The following is an 18,730-nucleotide window of genomic DNA, read 5'->3' as shown; positions in this document are numbered from 1 at the left end:
CAACGGCTTTCTTTATAACTATATTTAACATAATAAGTAGAAACTATTTTGTCATAAAAAAGGGAAGTGACGAGAATAAGTTTCCTTATCCTCGTCCCAAACTACTCCTTGGATGAAGGGGTTTTCATATATTATAGTAACAGGGCTTTATTAATATAAAATGAAGCTATTGTTAATATAATGTAAATGTCTATTTATTATACTTTTGAAGAGTAACAATAAATGTCGTTCCAACCCCAATCTTACTTTCTACAGTAATCATCCCATGGTGCGCTTCAACTAAATGTTTCACAATGGATAACCCAAGTCCTGTACCACCCGTATTACGACTGCGTGCTTTATCAACGCGGTAAAAACGTTCAAAAATACGAGGAATCTCTTCTTTTTCTATTCCAATACCTGTATCCGACACTTTTATATATACGTTTTCACTATCATAAGCAAACTTAGCAGAAACAGTTCCCCCAGCTGGCGTATATAGAATTGCATTATTCATTAAATTAATAAAAACTTGTTTTAATCGCACTGCATCACCTATGACAGAAACATGTTCATTCACATCAACATGCAAACGAATGTCTTTATCTACAGTTTTATTATTTAATATCATTCCAACTTCTTCTAGTAGCTCTTTCAAGTCAACAACACCCATATTTAATTGAAACCCTTGTTGCTCAATTTTCGATAAATCAAGTAAGTCTTCAATTAACGCTTGCATTCGGTCGCTTTCTTTCAAAATAATATGTAAGAAGTGCTCACGAAACTGTTGGTTTTCCATCGCTCCGTCAAGTAATGTTTCTGAAAATCCTTTAATAGATGTAATTGGTGTTTTCAGCTCATGCGAAACATTCGCCAAGAAATCTTTACGCATTTGCTCAAGCTTCTTAAGCTCGGTAATATCATGAAAAACAAGGACAATACCTTTCCATTCATGGTTCGTTCCAATAATAGGAGCACCGTACACTTCAAAGTGTTTTCTTTCAATTTCAAGAGGCAATAACATTTGTTTTCGCACTTTAACCTCTGTCATAAAAATTTCTTCCACGAGTTCAACAATTTCTTTATGTATAAATGCTTGATAATATAAACGTTGCAAATACTCTTCATCTGTTACATGAAAAATCTCTTTATAAGAGCGATTAACAAGACTAATATAACCACGGCTATCAATTAAAATCATACCGCTTCCCATATTTTCAATAAGTGTATGCAACCGATCCTGCTGCATTTCTTGCTCTAATGTCATCTCTTGTAAATTACGCGCTAAAATGTTCATTGCTTTACTGAGCATTCCCGTCTCGTCCGAATGATTTTCATACGCACGCGCTTTATAGTTCCCTTTCGCCAATTCGATAGCTACTTTTGTAACAGACTCAATCGGCCGAATATAGTGCGCTGTAATTTTCATCCCAAGAAATATAACAACGAGACAAGAACTAATAAAGCCAACAATTAACAAACCCCACATTTTCGGATGCACAGTTTTCAAAGATTCTATAGAAGCGTTACTAATGAGATACCCTTTCTTCCCCTGTGCATCTTGAATAAAAGTCGCATAATAATAAGGATATTTATCATTTGTTTCCTTCATCACCACTGTATGCGTTTGTTTTCTCGTTTCAGGAAGAAGTTCTTCTATCACTTCTTTCTGTAGCACCGTCTGCTCTTTTACAGTAGTATATTGAACTTGTTTTTGTTCATCTAGAAACGTTACGTATAAACCGAAATACTCTTCTATTTTTAAAAATACATTTGGGTTCTTTAGAACATGATCAATTCCTTCCGCCTCAACGACAGAAGCAATATACTTTGTTTCTTTCTCGATTCTCTCATGGACATGATCAACATAAAATCCTTCAAATACTTTTTCAATCAATATCCCTGTTCCAACGATAATAAGAACAATGAGAGCGATAAAAGTAAGGAGAAGCCTTGAGCGAAATTTATTCATCTCCTTTTGGCTCCTCCAATTTATAACCTAATCCACGGATTGTTTTAATATAAGTTGGTTTTTTTGTGTTTTTTTCGATTTTATCTCGCAAGTGACTAATGTGAACATCAACAATACGTGTATCACCAGCAAAATCATAATTCCACACTGCACTTAGCAGCTGATCACGCGTTAACACACGACCTTTATGTTTCGCTAAATATACGAGTAATTCAAATTCTTTTGGCGTAAGTTCTAACTTGTCCCCTTTAAAATAGGCTTCATAAAAATCTGGTAAAATTCTTAATTCAGCAATGATCATACTATTTTCATCTTCTACTTCCTGAGCTTGTTCATCATTAATTTTCGTACGGCGCAAAATCGCTTTTACACGCGCAACTACTTCTCTTGGACTAAACGGCTTGGTCATGTAATCATCCGCTCCAAGCTCAAGTCCTAGTACTTTATCAAATTCATCATCTTTTGCAGTTAACATTAAAATAGGAATCATGATACGACCTAGACGAAGTTCTTTACAAACTTCCATGCCATCCATCTTCGGAAGCATTAAATCTAATATAATGAGATCAGGGCGTTCTGTCTGCGCTTTATGCAGCGCTGTTTCCCCATCCATCGCTGTTATGACCTCAAATCCCGCTTGCTGCAGATTAAATTCGATTAAAGTTAAAATAAACTCCTCATCATCTACGACCAAAATTCGATTGCTCATTCTATTCCTCCAAGTTATAGGCTCTAAACCTTCCTCATCCTAGTATCCTTCCCCGATATTTCCATCATACTAGAAAACAAAAACCCTCTCAATACAATTGTGCTGTGAAAAATGCGACTTTATTCCTCACTCCATAAACAGTCCCTCCTGACTGCCATCTCACTTTATGTTACTCTTATACAAGAAAACAAGAACATGAGTTATATATAGGTCCATTTTAGTTTCTCAACATCAAAGTTACTGTTATGTAAAACAAAAGTGATATGCTACTCGTTTGCTCCCTTTGTTTTCACATTGCCTGTGCAGAAAAGGACACTGACCGGTTTCTGTGCATGGCCAAATGCTCTCGCCCACCAAAAAAGGCTTTTATGTCGTTGTTTCAAATTTAATTTATATATATCCATTTGATTTTTTCAGCATCCAAGTTGCTGTTATGTGAAACAAAAGTGATATGCACTTGCTTTCTCCCTTTGTTTTAAACCTTGCCTGTGGCAGAAAAAGGCACTGACCGCTTCTATGCATGGCCAGTTGCTCTCGCCCTCCGAAAAAGAAAGGGCTTTTATTTCGTTTTTTAATTTTGTTTTATCGAAAGGAGCTTTTATGTTTAAAGCATTTATTATCTTTTTCCTTGCAGGTTTAGCTGAAATTGGCGGCGGTTACCTCATTTGGAAATGGCTGCGCGAAGGCGGTTCTATTGGAATCGGGATCATCGGAGGAGTTATTTTATTTTTATATGGTGTTATCGCTACGTTCCAAGTTTTCTCAAGCTTCGGAAGAGTGTATGCAGCTTACGGTGGCGTGTTTATTGTCATGAGTTTGCTTTGGGGATTGTGGGTTGATAAGAAAACTCCCGACTTATTCGACTGGGCTGGAACTTCCGTTTGTATCGTCGGCGTATTTATTATGTTATGGCCGCGTGGATAAAATTCCTACCTCTTTACGTAGTATTGTGTAAACAGAATAAGAAAAACTTAATAAAAGAGGCGTTATACATATTAATATAACAAGAAAAAAGATAGATAAGGCACAAAATCTTATGCCCTATCTATCTTTTTGTACTATATATAAATACAAGTTGACTTTTTAACATCTAAGTCGCTGCTATGCAGAACAAAACATGGCCGCTACTTGCTGTCTATCTTTGTTTTAAACTTTGCGCGTGGCAGGAAAAGGAACTGACCGCCTCTATACACAGCCAGTACCTCTCGACCATTTTTAAAAAATACTTTTTGGCCTTTTTTCATAAAATGACTAAGTAGTTACTTTTCATTAAAAGTTATCTAGAGATCTTTCAAATATCGTCGTTAAATGATGCGGCGGTGCTACTTTTAGTAACCCTTTTATTACTTCTTCTTCCTGTTCATTGTACGCAACCATCTGCATTTCAATTAAATGATCTTCTGGGTAAACGGAAACAACTTCAAAATGAATTTGCAACGTTGTGTAGTGATACACAGGCTTTTTAAATTCGATTTCTTGTCTTACGACGTGACTTCCTGGGCCAGGTAAGTATTTTGTAACCGCAGTTGTAACAATCCCCGTTAACATAATCGTTGGTACAATTGGTTTTTCATACGGAGTTTGGGATGCGTAATCATGCTGAATATATAACGGATTCGAATCATTCGTTAATCCTAAATATAATAACAAATCTTTGTCTTCTATTTTCTCTGTAACGGATAACTTTTCTCCTACTGTAATTTCATCCATTTTACGACCTAATTTGCTTCTTTTCTTTAACATGATACAATCCCTCCGATCGATATTTTCATTATCCTACTCGAAGTGGTATATTATACGAATCTTTATAAAGATAAGAGAACATTTGCTACAAGTCTATGTTTTATAGTGTAGGATACCCCTTTGTTAACGCTTTCGAATTATTTTACAAAAATATCCTTATAATAGTGGAAAAAGATTCGGGGCTCCCGAATCTTTTTCTTTCTTTCCTTTTTATGCAAGAACTTTCATTACACTGCGTATAGATTCTACAGAACGATCTAATCCTTCTTTTTCTTCCGGAAGGAGATCTAATTCAATAATCTTTTCGATTCCGTTACCACCAAGGATAACTGGAACACCTAAGTAAAGATCGCTATAGCCATATTCACCTTCAAGATATGCAATAGCCGGTAATACGCGGCGTTGGTCTTTTAAAATCGCCTCAGCCATCTCTACTAAAGAAGCAGCTGGTGCATAGTATGCACTACCGTTTCCTAATAGATTTACAATTTCACCGCCGCCTTTACGAGTGCGTTCAACAATCGCATCTAGGCGTTCTTTCGGAATTAATGTTTCAAGCGGAATACCACCTGCATAAGAATAACGAACAAGCGGCACCATCTCATCACCGTGTCCACCAAGAACAAATCCTGTAATATCTTTCACAGATAGATTTAATTCTTGTGCAATAAATGTACGGAAACGAGCTGTATCTAATACACCTGATTGACCGATAACGCGCTCTTTCGGGAATCCAGCTTCTTTAAATACAGAATATGTCATTGCATCAACTGGATTTGTTAATACAATAATAATTGTATTCGGGGAATATTTCGCAATTTCCTGCGTTACACTTTTCATAATTTTAGAGTTTGTTGCTACTAAATCATCACGGCTCATACCTGGCTTACGAGCGATACCAGCCGTAATAATTACAACGTCAGAATTAGCTGTATCTGCGTAATCGGATGTACCGATAATATTAGCATCGAAACCTTGTACAGGGCTTGCTTCTAACATATCTAACGCTTTCCCTTTTGTTGGATTTTCAAGTTGTGGAATGTCCACTAATACAACGTCTGCTAATTCTTTTTGCGCTAATAAGAATGCTGCTGTTGCCCCTGTAAATCCTGCACCGATGACTGAAACTTTTTTGCGTTTGATTGTCATAATTTCTCCCCCACTTTGAATTATGCGTTTTTAATAACCGCTGCGTCCATATTATTAATAAGAGCGTCAGCAAATTCGGAACATTTCACTTCAGTTGCACCTTCCATTAGACGTGCGAAGTCATATGTTACCACTTTTGAAGCAATCGTTTTTTCTACAGAATTAGTAATTAAATTCGCTGCTTCATTCCATCCTAAATGTTCTAACATTAATACCCCTGAAAGAAGAACTGAAGATGGATTTACTTTATCTAAACCTGCATATTTTGGAGCTGTACCGTGTGTCGCTTCAAAAATAGCATGTCCCGTAACATAGTTAATGTTAGCACCAGGTGCAATACCGATGCCGCCAACTTGTGCTGCAAGTGCATCAGAAATATAATCGCCATTTAAGTTCATTGTTGCTACAACGTCGAACTCGCGTGGACGTGTTAAGATTTGTTGTAAGAAAATATCTGCAATTGAATCCTTTACGATGATTTTCCCAGCCGCTTCTGCGTCTGCCATCGCTTTATTCGCAGCGTCTTTTCCTTCTTTCTCAACAATGCGATCATATTCAGCCCAAGTAAATACTTTGTCACCAAATTCTTGTTCTGCTACTTCATAACCCCAGTTTTTGAAAGCACCTTCTGTAAATTTCATAATGTTACCTTTATGAACTAATGTAACAGAAGAACGTTTTTCATTAATTGCATATTGAATCGCAGCGCGAACAAGACGCTTTGTACCTTCTTCAGAAATTGGTTTAATACCAAGTCCAGAAGTTTCTGGGAAACGGATTTTCTTCACACCCATTTCATTTTGTAAAAATGCAAGAAGCTTTTGAACTTCTTCAGAACCTTGCGCATATTCAATACCAGCGTAGATATCTTCCGTATTTTCACGGAAAATAACCATATCAGTATCTTCTGGACGCTTAATAGGAGAAGGAACTCCATCAAAATAGCGAACAGGACGTAAACATACGTATAAGTCTAATTCTTGACGAAGTGCTACGTTTAAAGAACGAATTCCGCCACCAACAGGAGTTGTTAACGGTCCTTTAATTGCGATTAAATATTCGCGAATCAATTCTAATGTTTCTTCTGGTAACCACTCACCTGTTTGATTAAATGCTTTTTCTCCAGCAAGCACTTCTTTCCAAACAATTTTCTTCTCACCATTATATGCTTTTTCAACAGCCGCCTCTAACACGCGAGATGCTGCCGCCCAAATATCTGGTCCAATTCCATCTCCCTCAATAAACGGAATGATTGGATTGTTAGGTACATTCATAACGCCATTTGTTACGGTAATTTTTTCTCCTGTAGTCAATGTGATTACCCCCATGTTTGAAATTTCATATATATGAAACTGAGGGATAAATCCCTCAGTTCAAACCACAATTCAAGTTTAAATATTTCAATCATTATATCTTTACGAAAAAGTCAGATTAATGAAAGCGCATTATATTCTTTGTCCGATTGGTACATAGCGTTGGTTAATCGGACCAGTATAATCTGCGCGTGGACGAATTAAGCGGTTATTTTCATATTGTTCTAGAATATGAGCTAACCAACCAGACATACGGCTGACTGCAAAGATTGGTGTAAATAGATCATGATCAATTCCTAAGCAGTGGTACACAGATGCAGAATAAAAATCTACATTCGGTGGAAGATGTTTTGCTGAAGTTACAAGCTCTTCAATTTTAATAGACATATTATACCACTTCTCTTGTCCTGTTAGCACGCATAATCGCTTAGACATTTCACGTAAATGTTTTGCACGTGGATCACCACCCCGGTATACACGATGACCAAATCCCATAATTTTCACTTTATTGTCAAGTGCATTATGAATATATGATTCTACATTTTCTTCTTCCCCAATTTCCATTAGCATCTTCATTACGTTTTCATTCGCTCCGCCATGAAGTGGTCCTTTTAAAGCACCAATTGCTGCTGTAATACCGGAATATATATCAGAAAGTGTAGCCACACAAACACGTGCTGTGAAAGTAGATGCATTTAACTCATGATCCGCATGAAGGACAAGCGCTTTATCAAACGCTTCAATTTCAACTTCATTTGGCTCACGGTCATTTAACATATATATAAAGTTTGCAGCTAATGATAAATCTTTACGAGGCTCAATAACAGGTAACCCCTTGCGAATTCTCGCATATGCTGCAACAAGAGTTGCAACTTGCGCCTGTAATTTAACCGCTTTCAAATAATTAGATGCCTCATCCATTAATTCAGCACTTTCATCATACAATGATAGCATGGAAATTGCTGTACGTAAAACTGACATTGGATGCGCAACTGTTAAATTTGTGTGTTGTAAATATTCCAAAATATCTTTTGGCACTGCCGCATGCTCGGCTAACTGTGTTTTTAATTCCTCTAATTCTACTTCATTTGGAAGTTTACGATGCCATAATAAATATACAACTTCTTCAAATGTAGCATTTTCAGCTAAATCATCGATATTATATCCCACATAAGTTAATGTATCATCAATAATAGAACTTACAGATGATGTTGTTGCTACTACCCCTTCTAAACCTCGAATAACAGTCATTATAATCTCTCCTTTTCCGCGAAATTTCTCCCCAACCTAATACCTTTTTCTCAATTAAATGTGTGTTCCACTGTTTAAAAAAGTGAATGAGCACCCGTTCACCTCTTAAACAAGTGAAATACACAATGGCACAATCATTACCATTTTTACATCTATCTATCTTCCCACACTTTGTAGCATGGGCGTGAGCTTCTCCCCGAACCCCCACGCCTAAAACGACACATAGTGTGGAAATATAATTTCGGAGAGCTTTCCTATAAAAACAGCATAAAACAATATTAACAAAATTATTTCATGTTATTTTTATTTTATCTGGTGTAGGTCTATGCTGTTATGTAACTCGAAGAAGTGCCTTAAATACATTATAAACAATTATCTGACTTTTGTGAATGGATAGAATTCGAAAAATTTATATTAAAATAAATTTTTTTATTTAAACAGCTGTATAATGTTCATCACAGCATAGGCAATTCCTGCTCCAATTAACGGTCCTACCGCCACTCCATTAAATAGCGCTACCGCAAGAATTGTTCCAAATACAAGAGCAGTCGTAATGTGCGGATCATGGGCTAAAAGTTGCACGCCGCCTTTTGCAATAAGCGCCACCGCAATACCTGAAGCGAGAGCAATCCAAGCATAATAAGATTTTGTCGCCTCTACAAGCTGCTTAAATCCAATCTCTCCTGTTGCAATTGGAACAAGGACCGCGATTGTTATAACGGTAACCCCGAGATTAATTCCTTTCGTTTGCAAATAAGGGAAAATCTTATCTCCTAAAAACGTCCACTTCAGCAAAAGTAAAACGCCAACCGCTACTGTTAAAGATTGATTTTTTGCGATAAGTCCAATAAGAAGAAGTATGAATAAAAATAAAGTCGACTGACTAATCATGATGTCACATCCTTTTTGAAAATAATGAAGGGTATTTGAATATACGAATCCAAATTAAAAACCTTTTCTTTTTTAGATAGTCAAGAGCGTCTGGCCATACATAGAAGCGGTCAGGCCTTTTTTGCCACGTGCCAGGTTTTAAACACAAGGAGCCAGTTACTTTTTGCTTGGCATGGCGGCGTCTTGTGTGCTGGAAAGTCAAGTTGGATTTATATATGGGACCCTTTTTTGAAATAAAAAAGGAATTTACCCTTCAAATAGCGAATCGTTTCCATATTATATCAAAAGTGAGTCCTTTCCTTTTCTTTCTTATAAGAACAAGGTAAAATAAGAAAGAAATAATCTATATTACATCATACCATTTACAAAAGAGGCATGAAAGCACCTCATCATTTGATGTATACTTTCAAGTGAATAATTACACAAGCCTCGCTCATACGTAACATTTTTATAGAGGAGGGAAAACACCTTTGAATCGAAATTCACTCTACATAGCACTTCGACTTCTCTTTGTTATTGCAGCAACTATATTAGGAATATGTGCACTTTTGTATATAGCAGGTCTTGTCTATCCATTTATTATTGCTTTTGCAATTGCATATTTGATCAATCCAGTTGTAAACTTTCTCGATCGAAAACTGCGATTTCCTCGTGCTTTATCTGTCCTAATTAGCCTCATTCTTGTGTTTGGTGCTATCGTTGGGCTCGTTACGTATCTCGTAACAGAAGCTATTTCCGCAGCAACATACTTGTTACAAATCGTACCAGAAAAATTCCCGTCTCTCGTTCAATATTTACAGGAATTTGCGCTTACCAATATTATGCCACTCTACAACGATTTGATCGCTAAGTTTAACCATCTTGGTGCAACACAACAAAGTACAATTACAACAAACATTCAAAATCTCGGTGCAGAAGCAACGCAACAAATGAAATCCATTTTGACAGCTATTATTAGCGGATTAACAAACTTCATTAGCGCTCTTCCGACCACCTTAACTGTTCTTGTATTCGTCTTGTTAGCTACTTTCTTTATTAGCTATGACTGGCACCACCTTGCCCGTAAAATAGAAAAATTTTTACCTAATCGATTACACGGTTATGGAAAAACAATTTTTGTTGATTTACGAAAAGCTTTGTTTGGATTTGTAAAAGCACAATTTACTCTCATATCCATGACGACCATTATCGTTCTAATTGGCCTTTTAATTTTACGTGTACCGTATGCAATTACGATTGCCCTTATTACAGGCGTTGTGGATTTGCTTCCATACTTAGGAACAGGTGCTGTTTTCGTTCCATGGATCATTTATGTATTTTTTACAGGAAATACTGCCTTCGCACTCGGTTTACTTATTTTATATATCGTTGTCATTGTGCAGCGTCAATTAATGGAACCAAAAGTATTATCATCTAACATAGGACTTGATCCACTGCCAACATTATTTTCTTTGTTTATCGGATTTAAACTATTTGGTTTTTTAGGATTAATTATCGGTCCTGTCACACTCGTTTTATTAAATACATTGCATAAAGCAAATGTATTTAAAGACCTTTGGAAGTTTATAAAGGGGTAAAGGGACTCACTAGTAACTACTTAGTCGCTTTATGAAAAAAAGCAGAAAAGCATTTTTTAAAATGGGCGAGAGGGACTGGCAGTGCATAGAAGCGGTCAGTCCCTTTTCCTGCTAGACTGAGACTCTCTAGAGGTGATAATGGTATATTTCCACTGAAATTATGCCTCCTACAAAACTTTTAAATGAAATGTTTGGCTGACTAGTTATCCTCACTATATAAAAAACACCTAAAACAAGGAGAAGCCCCTCCTCGTTTTTTTATTTATAAAAATGAATAAAAATACTCTACTTTTCTTCATTTCCTACAAGTGAATAAATATTCATCTGTATTTCCGACAAAAAATAACGCTTGAAGAGTTTTTCTCTCTCAAGCGTTATTTTTGCACAATAATTGTATTGTTTCGATTTATTTTTCGTTCCATCCATTTGATAATCATATATTTCACTGGTTTCCTCGCTACTGGAATCAGTAAAACCATTCCTACACAATCTGTTATATAACCAGGAATCATTAAAAGTATACCACCAGCAAAAATACAAATTGCATCCAATACCGCATCTCCTGGAAGCTCACCTCTACTAAGCCGATATTGAATATCTCTCCATACAGCTAATCCTTGCCGCTTTGCTATATATGCTCCAATTATACTCGTTAGCATAATAACACAAAATGTCGACCATAGCCCAATCCACTGACTCGATCCAATCAGCACCGTAATTTCTAATGCTGGAATTAAAATAAATAAAAAGAGAAACACCTTCATTCCACTCACCTCTCCCTCTATATAAATCCATTAAAAGCATTTTTAAAACGGGCGAGAGGGACTGGCTATGTACAAGAGCGGTCAAGGCCCGATCCTGCCACGCGCAAAGTTTTAAAACAAAGAAAGGCGGCGAGGTCTAGATCCATTTTAATTTTTCAACATCTTTGTCTAGCTCCAACCTGTAGACCCTCATGTCTAAACAGTATACTCCGCTTTCTTTATAAGCCGCTGCTATGCAGAACACAACAGGACCAACTCTCGCTCTCTCCCTTTGTTTTAAACTTCGCATGTGGTAGAAAAAGGCCCTAACCGCTTCTATGCATGACCAGACGCTCTCGCCCCCCCTATAAAGAAAGGGGTTTTTATATTATTTTTTTGTAAAAAAAAGAGAAGGATTCGCATCCTTCCCCTCATATTATTACTTATAGCACTTCCGCATGTCCATTATATACAATTCCACGCGCTGCATCAACTGTTACTTCTTGGCCACTTTTTAGCGTAGCAGTTGCAGTTGTTACACCAACGATAACTGGAATGCCGATCGATACACCAACAACCGCTGCATGGCTTGTTAATCCGCCTTCTTCTACAACAAGTGCTGCTGCTTTTTCAATCGCAGGAATCATATCTTTATCAGTGCTTACTGTAACAAGAATAGAACCTTCTGTTACGTTCGCTATTGCTTCCTCAGCTGTTTTAGCTACAACAACTTTACCTTTTGCCGTTTTACGACCAATTCCTTGTCCTTTAGCGATTTGTTCGCCAACAACATGAATTTTCATTAAGTTTGTTGTGCCAGTTTCAGCAAGTGGTACACCAGCAGTAATTACAACTGTATCACCAAGACCGATCATCTCTGCATCCATAGCTGTTTGAATCGCTGTTTCTAACATTTCATCTGTAGATTTCGCTTTTTCCTCGGCCATAAACGCTTGTACACCCCAAGATAGGGCAAGACGACGACATACTTGCTCATTAGATGTTACAGCTACAATTGGAGATTTCGGACGATATTTAGAAATCATTTTTGCAGTATAACCACTTTCTGTAGGAGCTACGATTGCCGCTACATCAAGTGCAAGCGCTGTATGTGCAACAGATTGGCTAATTGCATCTGTGATTGAGTAAGATTGCTCTTTAAGACGTTTTTGGAACATATCTTCATATTGTAGTGATTTTTCGACACGAAGTGCAATATTCGCCATCATTTTCACTGCTTCAACTGGATATAAGCCTGCTGCTGTTTCACCAGAAAGCATGATTGCATCTGTACCATCGAAAATAGCGTTTGCTACGTCACTTGCTTCCGCACGCGTCGGACGAGGGTTACGTTGCATAGAGTCTAACATTTGCGTTGCAGTGATAACTGGCTTTCCTAATACATTACATTTTTTGATTAGACGCTTTTGTACTAACGGTACTTCTTCTGGTGGAATTTCTACACCCATGTCACCGCGTGCTACCATTAAACCGTCAGAAACTTCTAAGATAGAGTCGATATTATCGATACCTTCTTGGTTCTCGATTTTTGGAATAATTTGAATGTACCCTGCACCGTGTGCTTCTAATAGCTCACGAATTTCTAATACGTCAGATGCTTTACGTACGAAAGAAGCTGCAATAAAGTCAACGCCTTGCTCGATACCGAAGACGATATCTTGAATATCTTTTTCCGTAATACCAGGAAGCTTAATACTTACGTTTGGTACGTTTACACCTTTTTTATTTTTTACCATACCGCTGTTTAACACTTTTGTGCGGATATCGCCGTTTCCTTTTTCAATTACTTCTAACTCAATAAGACCGTCATCAATTAGAATGCGAGAACCTGGGTCTACATCGTCATAAAGTCCTGCATAAGTTACAGAGAACTTTTCAGCAGTTCCTAACACTTGCTCTGTAGAAATAACAACTTCTGCACCTGTTTTTAGTTCAGCTTGTCCGTCTACAAAGTCATGTGTACGAATTTCCGGACCTTTTGTATCAAGTAAGATCGCTACAGTTTTCCCTGTTTTCTTTGCAGCCTCACGAATCGTTTTAATGCGTAATCCATGCTCCTCATGACTACCATGAGAGAAGTTTAAACGACAAACGTTCATACCTGCTCCGATTAATTGTTCTAACTTCTCAATACTTTCACTAGCGGGACCGATTGTACATACAATTTTAGTTTTGCGCATACCGCACCTCCGAATATTTATGAAAACGTTACCATTAACTTTATATTACACCAATTAGATGGATAATTCTTTTGATAATTGATACATTTCTGCATCAATTTCATGTTTTTTCGCTAATGCTTCAATAATATCATGATCAACAAGTTGGTTTTTTTGAATACCTACGCAGCGGCCACCTTGTCCTTTTAATAAAAGCTCAACTGCTCTTGCACCAAGACGACTCGCTAATACGCGATCCATCGCACTTGGAGATCCTCCGCGTTGCACGTGACCTAATACTGTAACACGTGTATCAAAATTAGTCGCTTCTTCGATTTGTTTACCAATTTCAATCGCACTGCCAACACCTTCAGCTACGACGATGATACTATGTTTCTTTCCGCGTTCACTACCGCGTTTTAGACGAGCAATTACATCTTCCATGTCATAAGTTTCTTCTGGAATTAAAATTGTTTCTGCACCGTCTGCTAAACCAGCCCATAATGCGATGTCACCTGCATGGCGACCCATTACTTCAATTACATATGTACGTTCATGGGATGTAGCTGTATCACGAATTTTATCAATTGCATCGATAACAGTATTTAAAGCTGTATCAAAACCAATTGTGAAATCCGTACCAGGAATATCATTATCGATTGTACCAGGTACACCAACACATGGGAAACCATGCTCTGTTAATTTTTTCGCACCTTGGTAAGAACCATCCCCACCAATAACAACAAGTCCTTCAATACCAAATTTCTTTAATTGCTCAATCCCTTTTAATTGTCCTTCTAGTTCTTTAAACTCAGGACATCTTGCTGTATATAATTTTGTTCCACCGCGATGAATAATATCACCTACAGAACCTAATTCTAATTTCTCAATATGACCAGAAATTAATCCTGCGTATCCATGATAAATACCATACACCTCTAAATCATGATATATTGCTTTACGAACAACAGCACGAATAGCAGCGTTCATTCCAGGTGAATCTCCACCACTTGTTAAAACACCAATACGTTTCATTAGTACTCACCTCATAAAGATTATTTGCCTTATAATAAAATAACATGAAGAAATACAAAATGACAATGGAGAAGATGTGTCTTTTTCATAAGAAAAACGTGCATTCGCGAGATGGAACGCACGCTTTTTCTATTTTACCCCAATGGAAGCGTTTGAAAACGAAACTTGTCCAATTTTCATAAATTTTTCGTAGCGATTTTCGACTAGTTGCTCTTTCGAAATGCCTTCTAATTGTTGGAATGTCTTCTGCAATGTACGACTTATATATTCCGCCTGCTTCACTACGTCGCGATGTGCACCGCCGCGAGCCTCTGGAATAATTTCATCAATAACACCTAATTCTTTCAAATTAGCTGCTGTAATTTTCATCGTTTCTGCAGCTTCTTTTGATTTCGTAGCATCTTTCCAAAGAATTGTCGCTGCTCCTTCAGGCGAAATAACCGAATATGTGGAGTTTTCTAGCATGTGTACATAGTTACCTACACCGAGTCCTAACGCACCGCCACTTCCACCTTCACCAATTACGATACAAATAACAGGTACAGTGAGTCCAGCCATTTCAAATAAATTGCGTGCAATTGCTTCACTTTGCCCACGCTCTTCAGCTGCTTTTCCTGGATATGCACCCTTTGTGTCAACAAAACAGATGATGGGACGATTAAATTTTTCAGCTTGCTTCATAAGACGCAATGCCTTACGATATCCTTCTGGATGAGGCATTCCGAAATTACGGCGAATATTTTCTTTCGTATCTTTCCCGCGTTGATGACCGATTACTGTAACAGGCATTCCGTTATATTTCGCAATCCCGCCAACAATTGCTGCGTCATCACCAAATAATCGATCTCCGTGACATTCAAAGAAATCAGTAAATAAGCTCTGAATATAATCTAGTGTTGTCGGCCTTTCGGCATGACGAGCAATTTGAACACGGTCCCACACTTTCAAGTTACCGTATATTTCTTCTTCTAAGTGCTCTAATTTCCCTTCCAAGATACGAATCTCTTCACTGAAGTCCATCTGGCTGTTTTTCGTATACTCTTTTAACTCACTAATTTTACTTCTTAGCTCAACAACTGGTTTTTCAAATTCTAATTCTGCCATGACGCCACTTCCTCCCCTTGATGAACTTCTAAAATCTTACGGAGCGTGTCTCTCATATCATCGCGATGCACAACTGCATCTAATTGTCCATGGTCCAATAAGAACTCTGCCGTTTGGAAATCCTCTGGCAATTTCTCGCGAACCGTCTGTTCAATTACACGACGACCAGCAAATCCAATTAGTGCACCAGGTTCCGCTAAATTATAATCACCAAGTGAAGCAAAGCTCGCGGAAACCCCGCCTGTCGTTGGATGCGTCATAATTGAAATGAATAAACCACCTGCATTGCTATGTTTTTTCAAAGCTATACTTGTCTTCGCCATTTGCATTAAGCTTAAAATACCCTCTTGCATACGAGCTCCGCCTGATGCAGTAAAAATAAGAAACGGCGCTTTCATTTCATATGCTTTTTCAACAGCACGCGCAATTTTTTCACCTACAACAGAGCCCATGCTTCCCATTCGAAACCTTGAATCCATAACCGCAACAACAACAAGCATATCTTCGATTGTTCCTTCTCCTGTCACAACCGCTTCATTTAATCCGGTTTTTTTACGATCACTTTCAAGTTTCTCCTCGTAGCCAGGGAATTGAAGCGGGTTTGCCGAAATCATTTCTTTGTCATATTCACGAAATGAATTTTCATCTAACAAACTTTCAAGACGCTCCCATGCATTCATCGGGTGATGATAGCCACAGTTAACACATACTTTTAAATTTTTCAGAAGTTCTTTCGTATACATGATTTTTTTACATTTCGGACATTTTGTCATGACACCGTCCGGTACATCTTTTCGTACCTGCTCTGAAGGAATTGCAGCATACTTTTTCTTCTTTAGGAATAAATCTCGTAGCAAAGTTTGACCCTCCTTTAGGTGATAAAAGAGCTAAGGTTAACGAGTAAGAAAATGGGGCTAACACCTAAATCAATTGGTGTTAGCCTTATTTTCTCAATTTGCCTTATAACCCGTCTCTTTACGTTTAACTTTAAACGTTATCTTGCAGAATTTGTGTCAGAACGTGTCATGGTTATTTCGACAAATTTTGTATAAAGTAAACATTTATCTTGCTTATTCATACATGTTTAAGCAAGATAAACTCACAAATGAAACTGTATATTTTCCATTATCTCATCGTAAAACTCTAATGCTATTTGTTCTTGTTTATTCTGTAATGCTATATATAGTTTTTCATGTAACTCTCGCGCGTTTAAATGAACATCACAAGAAAGCGTTGAAGCGTAGTCACGTACAATCATCCAAACACGATACATTAAATAATTATCGACTTGTTCTACAAGCGTTTTTAAAAAGGTTTGATGAAATACTGCGATCGATGATTGTTCATCAGAAAAAATTTTCCGAAGTGCCTTTAAGCTGCTTTCTGCCTGTGTTTGACATAAGACTCGAATCGCGTCTTTCTCAAGCAATCCTTTCATTTGTAACAAATCCCGCCGTGTCTTTTCATCTTGTAATACGAACGGTGCAATTAATTGCACCAGACCGTTTTCATAAAAGTTTCGAATGAATGTCCCTTCACCGCGCCGCGTTTCAATTAGACCTACTAGTTCTAACGATCTGAGCGCTTCACGAACAGATGAGCGTCCGACATTTAAACGTGCACTTAGCTCACGTTCAGATGGAAGGCGGTTGCCCGCCTTCAATCCATCTTCTTGTATGATCAAACGAATTTTTTTCACTATTTCTAGATATACTTTTGTTTGTGATGATGTCAATGAACATTCCTCGCTTATTCTTTGCCGATAATCGCTAGATTTCTCGTTCTTTCAGCTATTTCCTGCGGATCAACTTGACGGCGAGCAACACCTGTTTCCATCGCCGACTTTGCAACATACGCTGCTACTTGCGGTGCTACGCGTGCATCGAATGGAGCTGGAATAATATAATTAGCATTTAACTCTTCTTCTGATACAAGTTCAGCAATAGCTTGTACTGCTGCCACTTTCATTTCTTCGTTAATTTGCGTTGCATGGACATCAAGAGCACCGCGGAAAATACCTGGGAAAGCTAACACATTGTTTACTTGGTTTGGGAAATCCGAACGCCCCGTACCAACAACTGCCGCTCCAGCTGCTTTTGCCATGTCTGGCATAATTTCTGGATTTGGATTCGCCATCGCAAAGATAATTGCATCTTTGTTCATAGAACGAACCATTTCTTCTGTTAATGCGCCTTCTGCAGATACACCGATGAACACATCTGCATCTTGAATCACTTCTGCTAATGAACCTTCTACACGATTTTTATTCGTGTATTTTGCAACTTCATTTTTCACAGGATTCATACCGATAGAGCGTCCTTCAAAAATCGCACCTTTCGTATCGCACATAATCATGTCGCGTACACCGTAGCGATATAAAAGTTTAATAATTGCAATACCCGCTGCTCCAGCACCGTTTGCAACAACTTTAATATCAGACATTTTCTTCCCAACTAGCTTTAATGCATTCACAAGACCCGCTACTGTTACAATTGCTGTTCCGTGCTGGTCATCGTGGAATACAGGAATATTTGTTTCTTTTTTCAAACGCTCTTCAATAATAAAGCAGTTTGGTGCTGCAATATCTTCTAAGTTTACGCCGCCAAAAGTTGGCTCCATTAATTTTACAGTTTCAACAATTTTATCTACATCATTTGTATTTAAAGCAATTGGAAATGCATCTACACCAGCAAAGCTCTTGAATAATACAGCTTTACCTTCCATAACAGGAAGTGATGCTTCCGGTCCAATGTTTCCAAGACCTAATACAGCCGTTCCATCTGTTACAACTGCTACCATATTGCCCTTCATTGTATATTCGTATACCTTGCTCTTATCGTCATAAATAACTTTACATGGTTCTGCAACCCCTGGAGAATACGCAAGACTTAAATCTTTTGCATTTTCTACCTTTACTTTTGATACTGTTTCTAGTTTTCCTTGATGCACTCTATGCATGTGAAGTGCTTCTTCACGTAGTGTTGACAAACGATCCACTCTCCTCATATTTTCTTGCTGCATTATATTATACATTCTCCAAAGTGGTCTGACCACGAACGCTATTACTACTATAATCGAAATGAT

General features: G+C 37.7%; 16 protein-coding genes. 2 read left to right on the top strand and 14 right to left on the bottom strand.

Annotation, left to right across the window (positions count from 1 at the left end):
• Positions 1–190 precede the first annotated feature (190 nt).
• Both pnpS and H280_RS0117480 read right to left on the bottom strand, forming a co-directional pair.
• On the bottom strand, positions 191–1,951 hold the full coding sequence (pnpS, locus tag H280_RS0117485; RefSeq protein WP_020062429.1) for a two-component system histidine kinase PnpS: 1,761 nt from the start codon (positions 1,949–1,951) through the stop codon (positions 191–193).
• Positions 1,944–2,660, bottom strand: a complete 717-nt coding sequence (locus H280_RS0117480; RefSeq protein ID WP_020062428.1) for a response regulator transcription factor — start codon at positions 2,658–2,660, stop codon at positions 1,944–1,946. Before H280_RS0117480 ends, pnpS begins: the two co-directional genes overlap by 8 nt.
• Before the next feature lie 600 nt (positions 2,661–3,260).
• Between H280_RS0117480 and H280_RS0117475 the strand changes: the two genes are divergently transcribed.
• The gene (locus H280_RS0117475; RefSeq protein ID WP_020062427.1) at positions 3,261–3,584 is read left to right on the top strand and encodes a YnfA family protein; all 324 of its coding nucleotides are present in this window, start codon (positions 3,261–3,263) and stop codon (positions 3,582–3,584) included.
• A gap of 345 nt (positions 3,585–3,929) precedes the next feature.
• Here the strand turns inward: H280_RS0117475 and H280_RS0117470 are convergent, their stop codons facing one another.
• The 5 genes from H280_RS0117470 to H280_RS0117450 all read right to left on the bottom strand — a co-directional run bounded on the left by H280_RS0117470 (position 3,930) and on the right by H280_RS0117450 (position 9,007).
• Complete coding sequence (locus tag H280_RS0117470) at positions 3,930–4,403, bottom strand: MaoC/PaaZ C-terminal domain-containing protein (protein WP_020062426.1); 474 nt, start codon at positions 4,401–4,403, stop codon at positions 3,930–3,932.
• Between the two features lie 210 nt (positions 4,404–4,613).
• Positions 4,614–5,552 (bottom strand): malate dehydrogenase, encoded by a 939-nt coding sequence (gene mdh / locus H280_RS0117465; RefSeq protein ID WP_020062425.1) that lies wholly within the window; start codon positions 5,550–5,552, stop codon positions 4,614–4,616.
• Between the two features lie 20 nt (positions 5,553–5,572).
• A complete protein-coding gene (icd, locus tag H280_RS0117460; RefSeq protein ID WP_020062424.1) occupies positions 5,573–6,865 on the bottom strand; it encodes an NADP-dependent isocitrate dehydrogenase in 1,293 nt (430 codons plus the stop codon).
• A gap of 132 nt (positions 6,866–6,997) precedes the next feature.
• On the bottom strand, positions 6,998–8,116 hold the full coding sequence (citZ, locus tag H280_RS0117455) for a citrate synthase (protein WP_020062423.1): 1,119 nt from the start codon (positions 8,114–8,116) through the stop codon (positions 6,998–7,000).
• A 429-nt stretch (positions 8,117–8,545) separates the two neighbouring features.
• Positions 8,546–9,007, bottom strand: a complete 462-nt coding sequence (locus tag H280_RS0117450; RefSeq protein ID WP_020062422.1) for a DUF441 domain-containing protein — start codon at positions 9,005–9,007, stop codon at positions 8,546–8,548.
• Between the two features lie 470 nt (positions 9,008–9,477).
• On the opposite strand from H280_RS0117450, the gene ytvI reads away from it, so the two are divergent.
• Positions 9,478–10,584 carry a sporulation integral membrane protein YtvI gene (gene ytvI, locus H280_RS0117445; protein ID WP_020062421.1) on the top strand — a complete coding sequence of 369 codons (1,107 nt, stop codon included), beginning with the start codon at positions 9,478–9,480 and terminating at the stop codon, positions 10,582–10,584.
• 374 nt (positions 10,585–10,958) lie between these two features.
• Here the strand turns inward: ytvI and H280_RS0117440 are convergent, their stop codons facing one another.
• The 7 genes from H280_RS0117440 to H280_RS0117410 all read right to left on the bottom strand — a co-directional run bounded on the left by H280_RS0117440 (position 10,959) and on the right by H280_RS0117410 (position 18,652).
• Positions 10,959–11,348 carry an FxsA family protein gene (locus H280_RS0117440; RefSeq protein ID WP_020062420.1) on the bottom strand — a complete coding sequence of 130 codons (390 nt, stop codon included), beginning with the start codon at positions 11,346–11,348 and terminating at the stop codon, positions 10,959–10,961.
• 422 nt (positions 11,349–11,770) lie between these two features.
• A complete protein-coding gene (gene pyk / locus H280_RS0117435; protein ID WP_020062419.1) occupies positions 11,771–13,528 on the bottom strand; it encodes a pyruvate kinase in 1,758 nt (585 codons plus the stop codon).
• Between the two features lie 54 nt (positions 13,529–13,582).
• The gene (gene pfkA, locus H280_RS0117430) at positions 13,583–14,542 is read right to left on the bottom strand and encodes a 6-phosphofructokinase (RefSeq protein ID WP_020062418.1); all 960 of its coding nucleotides are present in this window, start codon (positions 14,540–14,542) and stop codon (positions 13,583–13,585) included.
• A gap of 129 nt (positions 14,543–14,671) precedes the next feature.
• Positions 14,672–15,646: an acetyl-CoA carboxylase carboxyl transferase subunit alpha gene (gene accA / locus H280_RS0117425; protein ID WP_020062417.1), complete on the bottom strand. Its 975-nt coding sequence runs from the start codon at positions 15,644–15,646 to the stop codon at positions 14,672–14,674.
• A complete protein-coding gene (accD, locus tag H280_RS0117420) occupies positions 15,634–16,503 on the bottom strand; it encodes an acetyl-CoA carboxylase, carboxyltransferase subunit beta (RefSeq protein ID WP_020062416.1) in 870 nt (289 codons plus the stop codon). The genes accA and accD overlap by 13 nt, the downstream gene beginning before the upstream one ends.
• A gap of 242 nt (positions 16,504–16,745) precedes the next feature.
• The gene (locus H280_RS0117415) at positions 16,746–17,381 is read right to left on the bottom strand and encodes a FadR/GntR family transcriptional regulator (protein ID WP_020062415.1); all 636 of its coding nucleotides are present in this window, start codon (positions 17,379–17,381) and stop codon (positions 16,746–16,748) included.
• A 14-nt stretch (positions 17,382–17,395) separates the two neighbouring features.
• Complete coding sequence (locus H280_RS0117410; protein ID WP_196810743.1) at positions 17,396–18,652, bottom strand: NAD(P)-dependent malic enzyme; 1,257 nt, start codon at positions 18,650–18,652, stop codon at positions 17,396–17,398.
• Positions 18,653–18,730: the final 78 nt, after the last annotated feature.

This window comes from Bacillus sp. 123MFChir2, assembly GCF_000383235.1.
Taxonomy (GTDB): Bacteria; Bacillota; Bacilli; order Bacillales; family Bacillaceae_G; genus Bacillus_A.
This window is presented reverse-complemented; position numbering and strand designations above follow the sequence as displayed.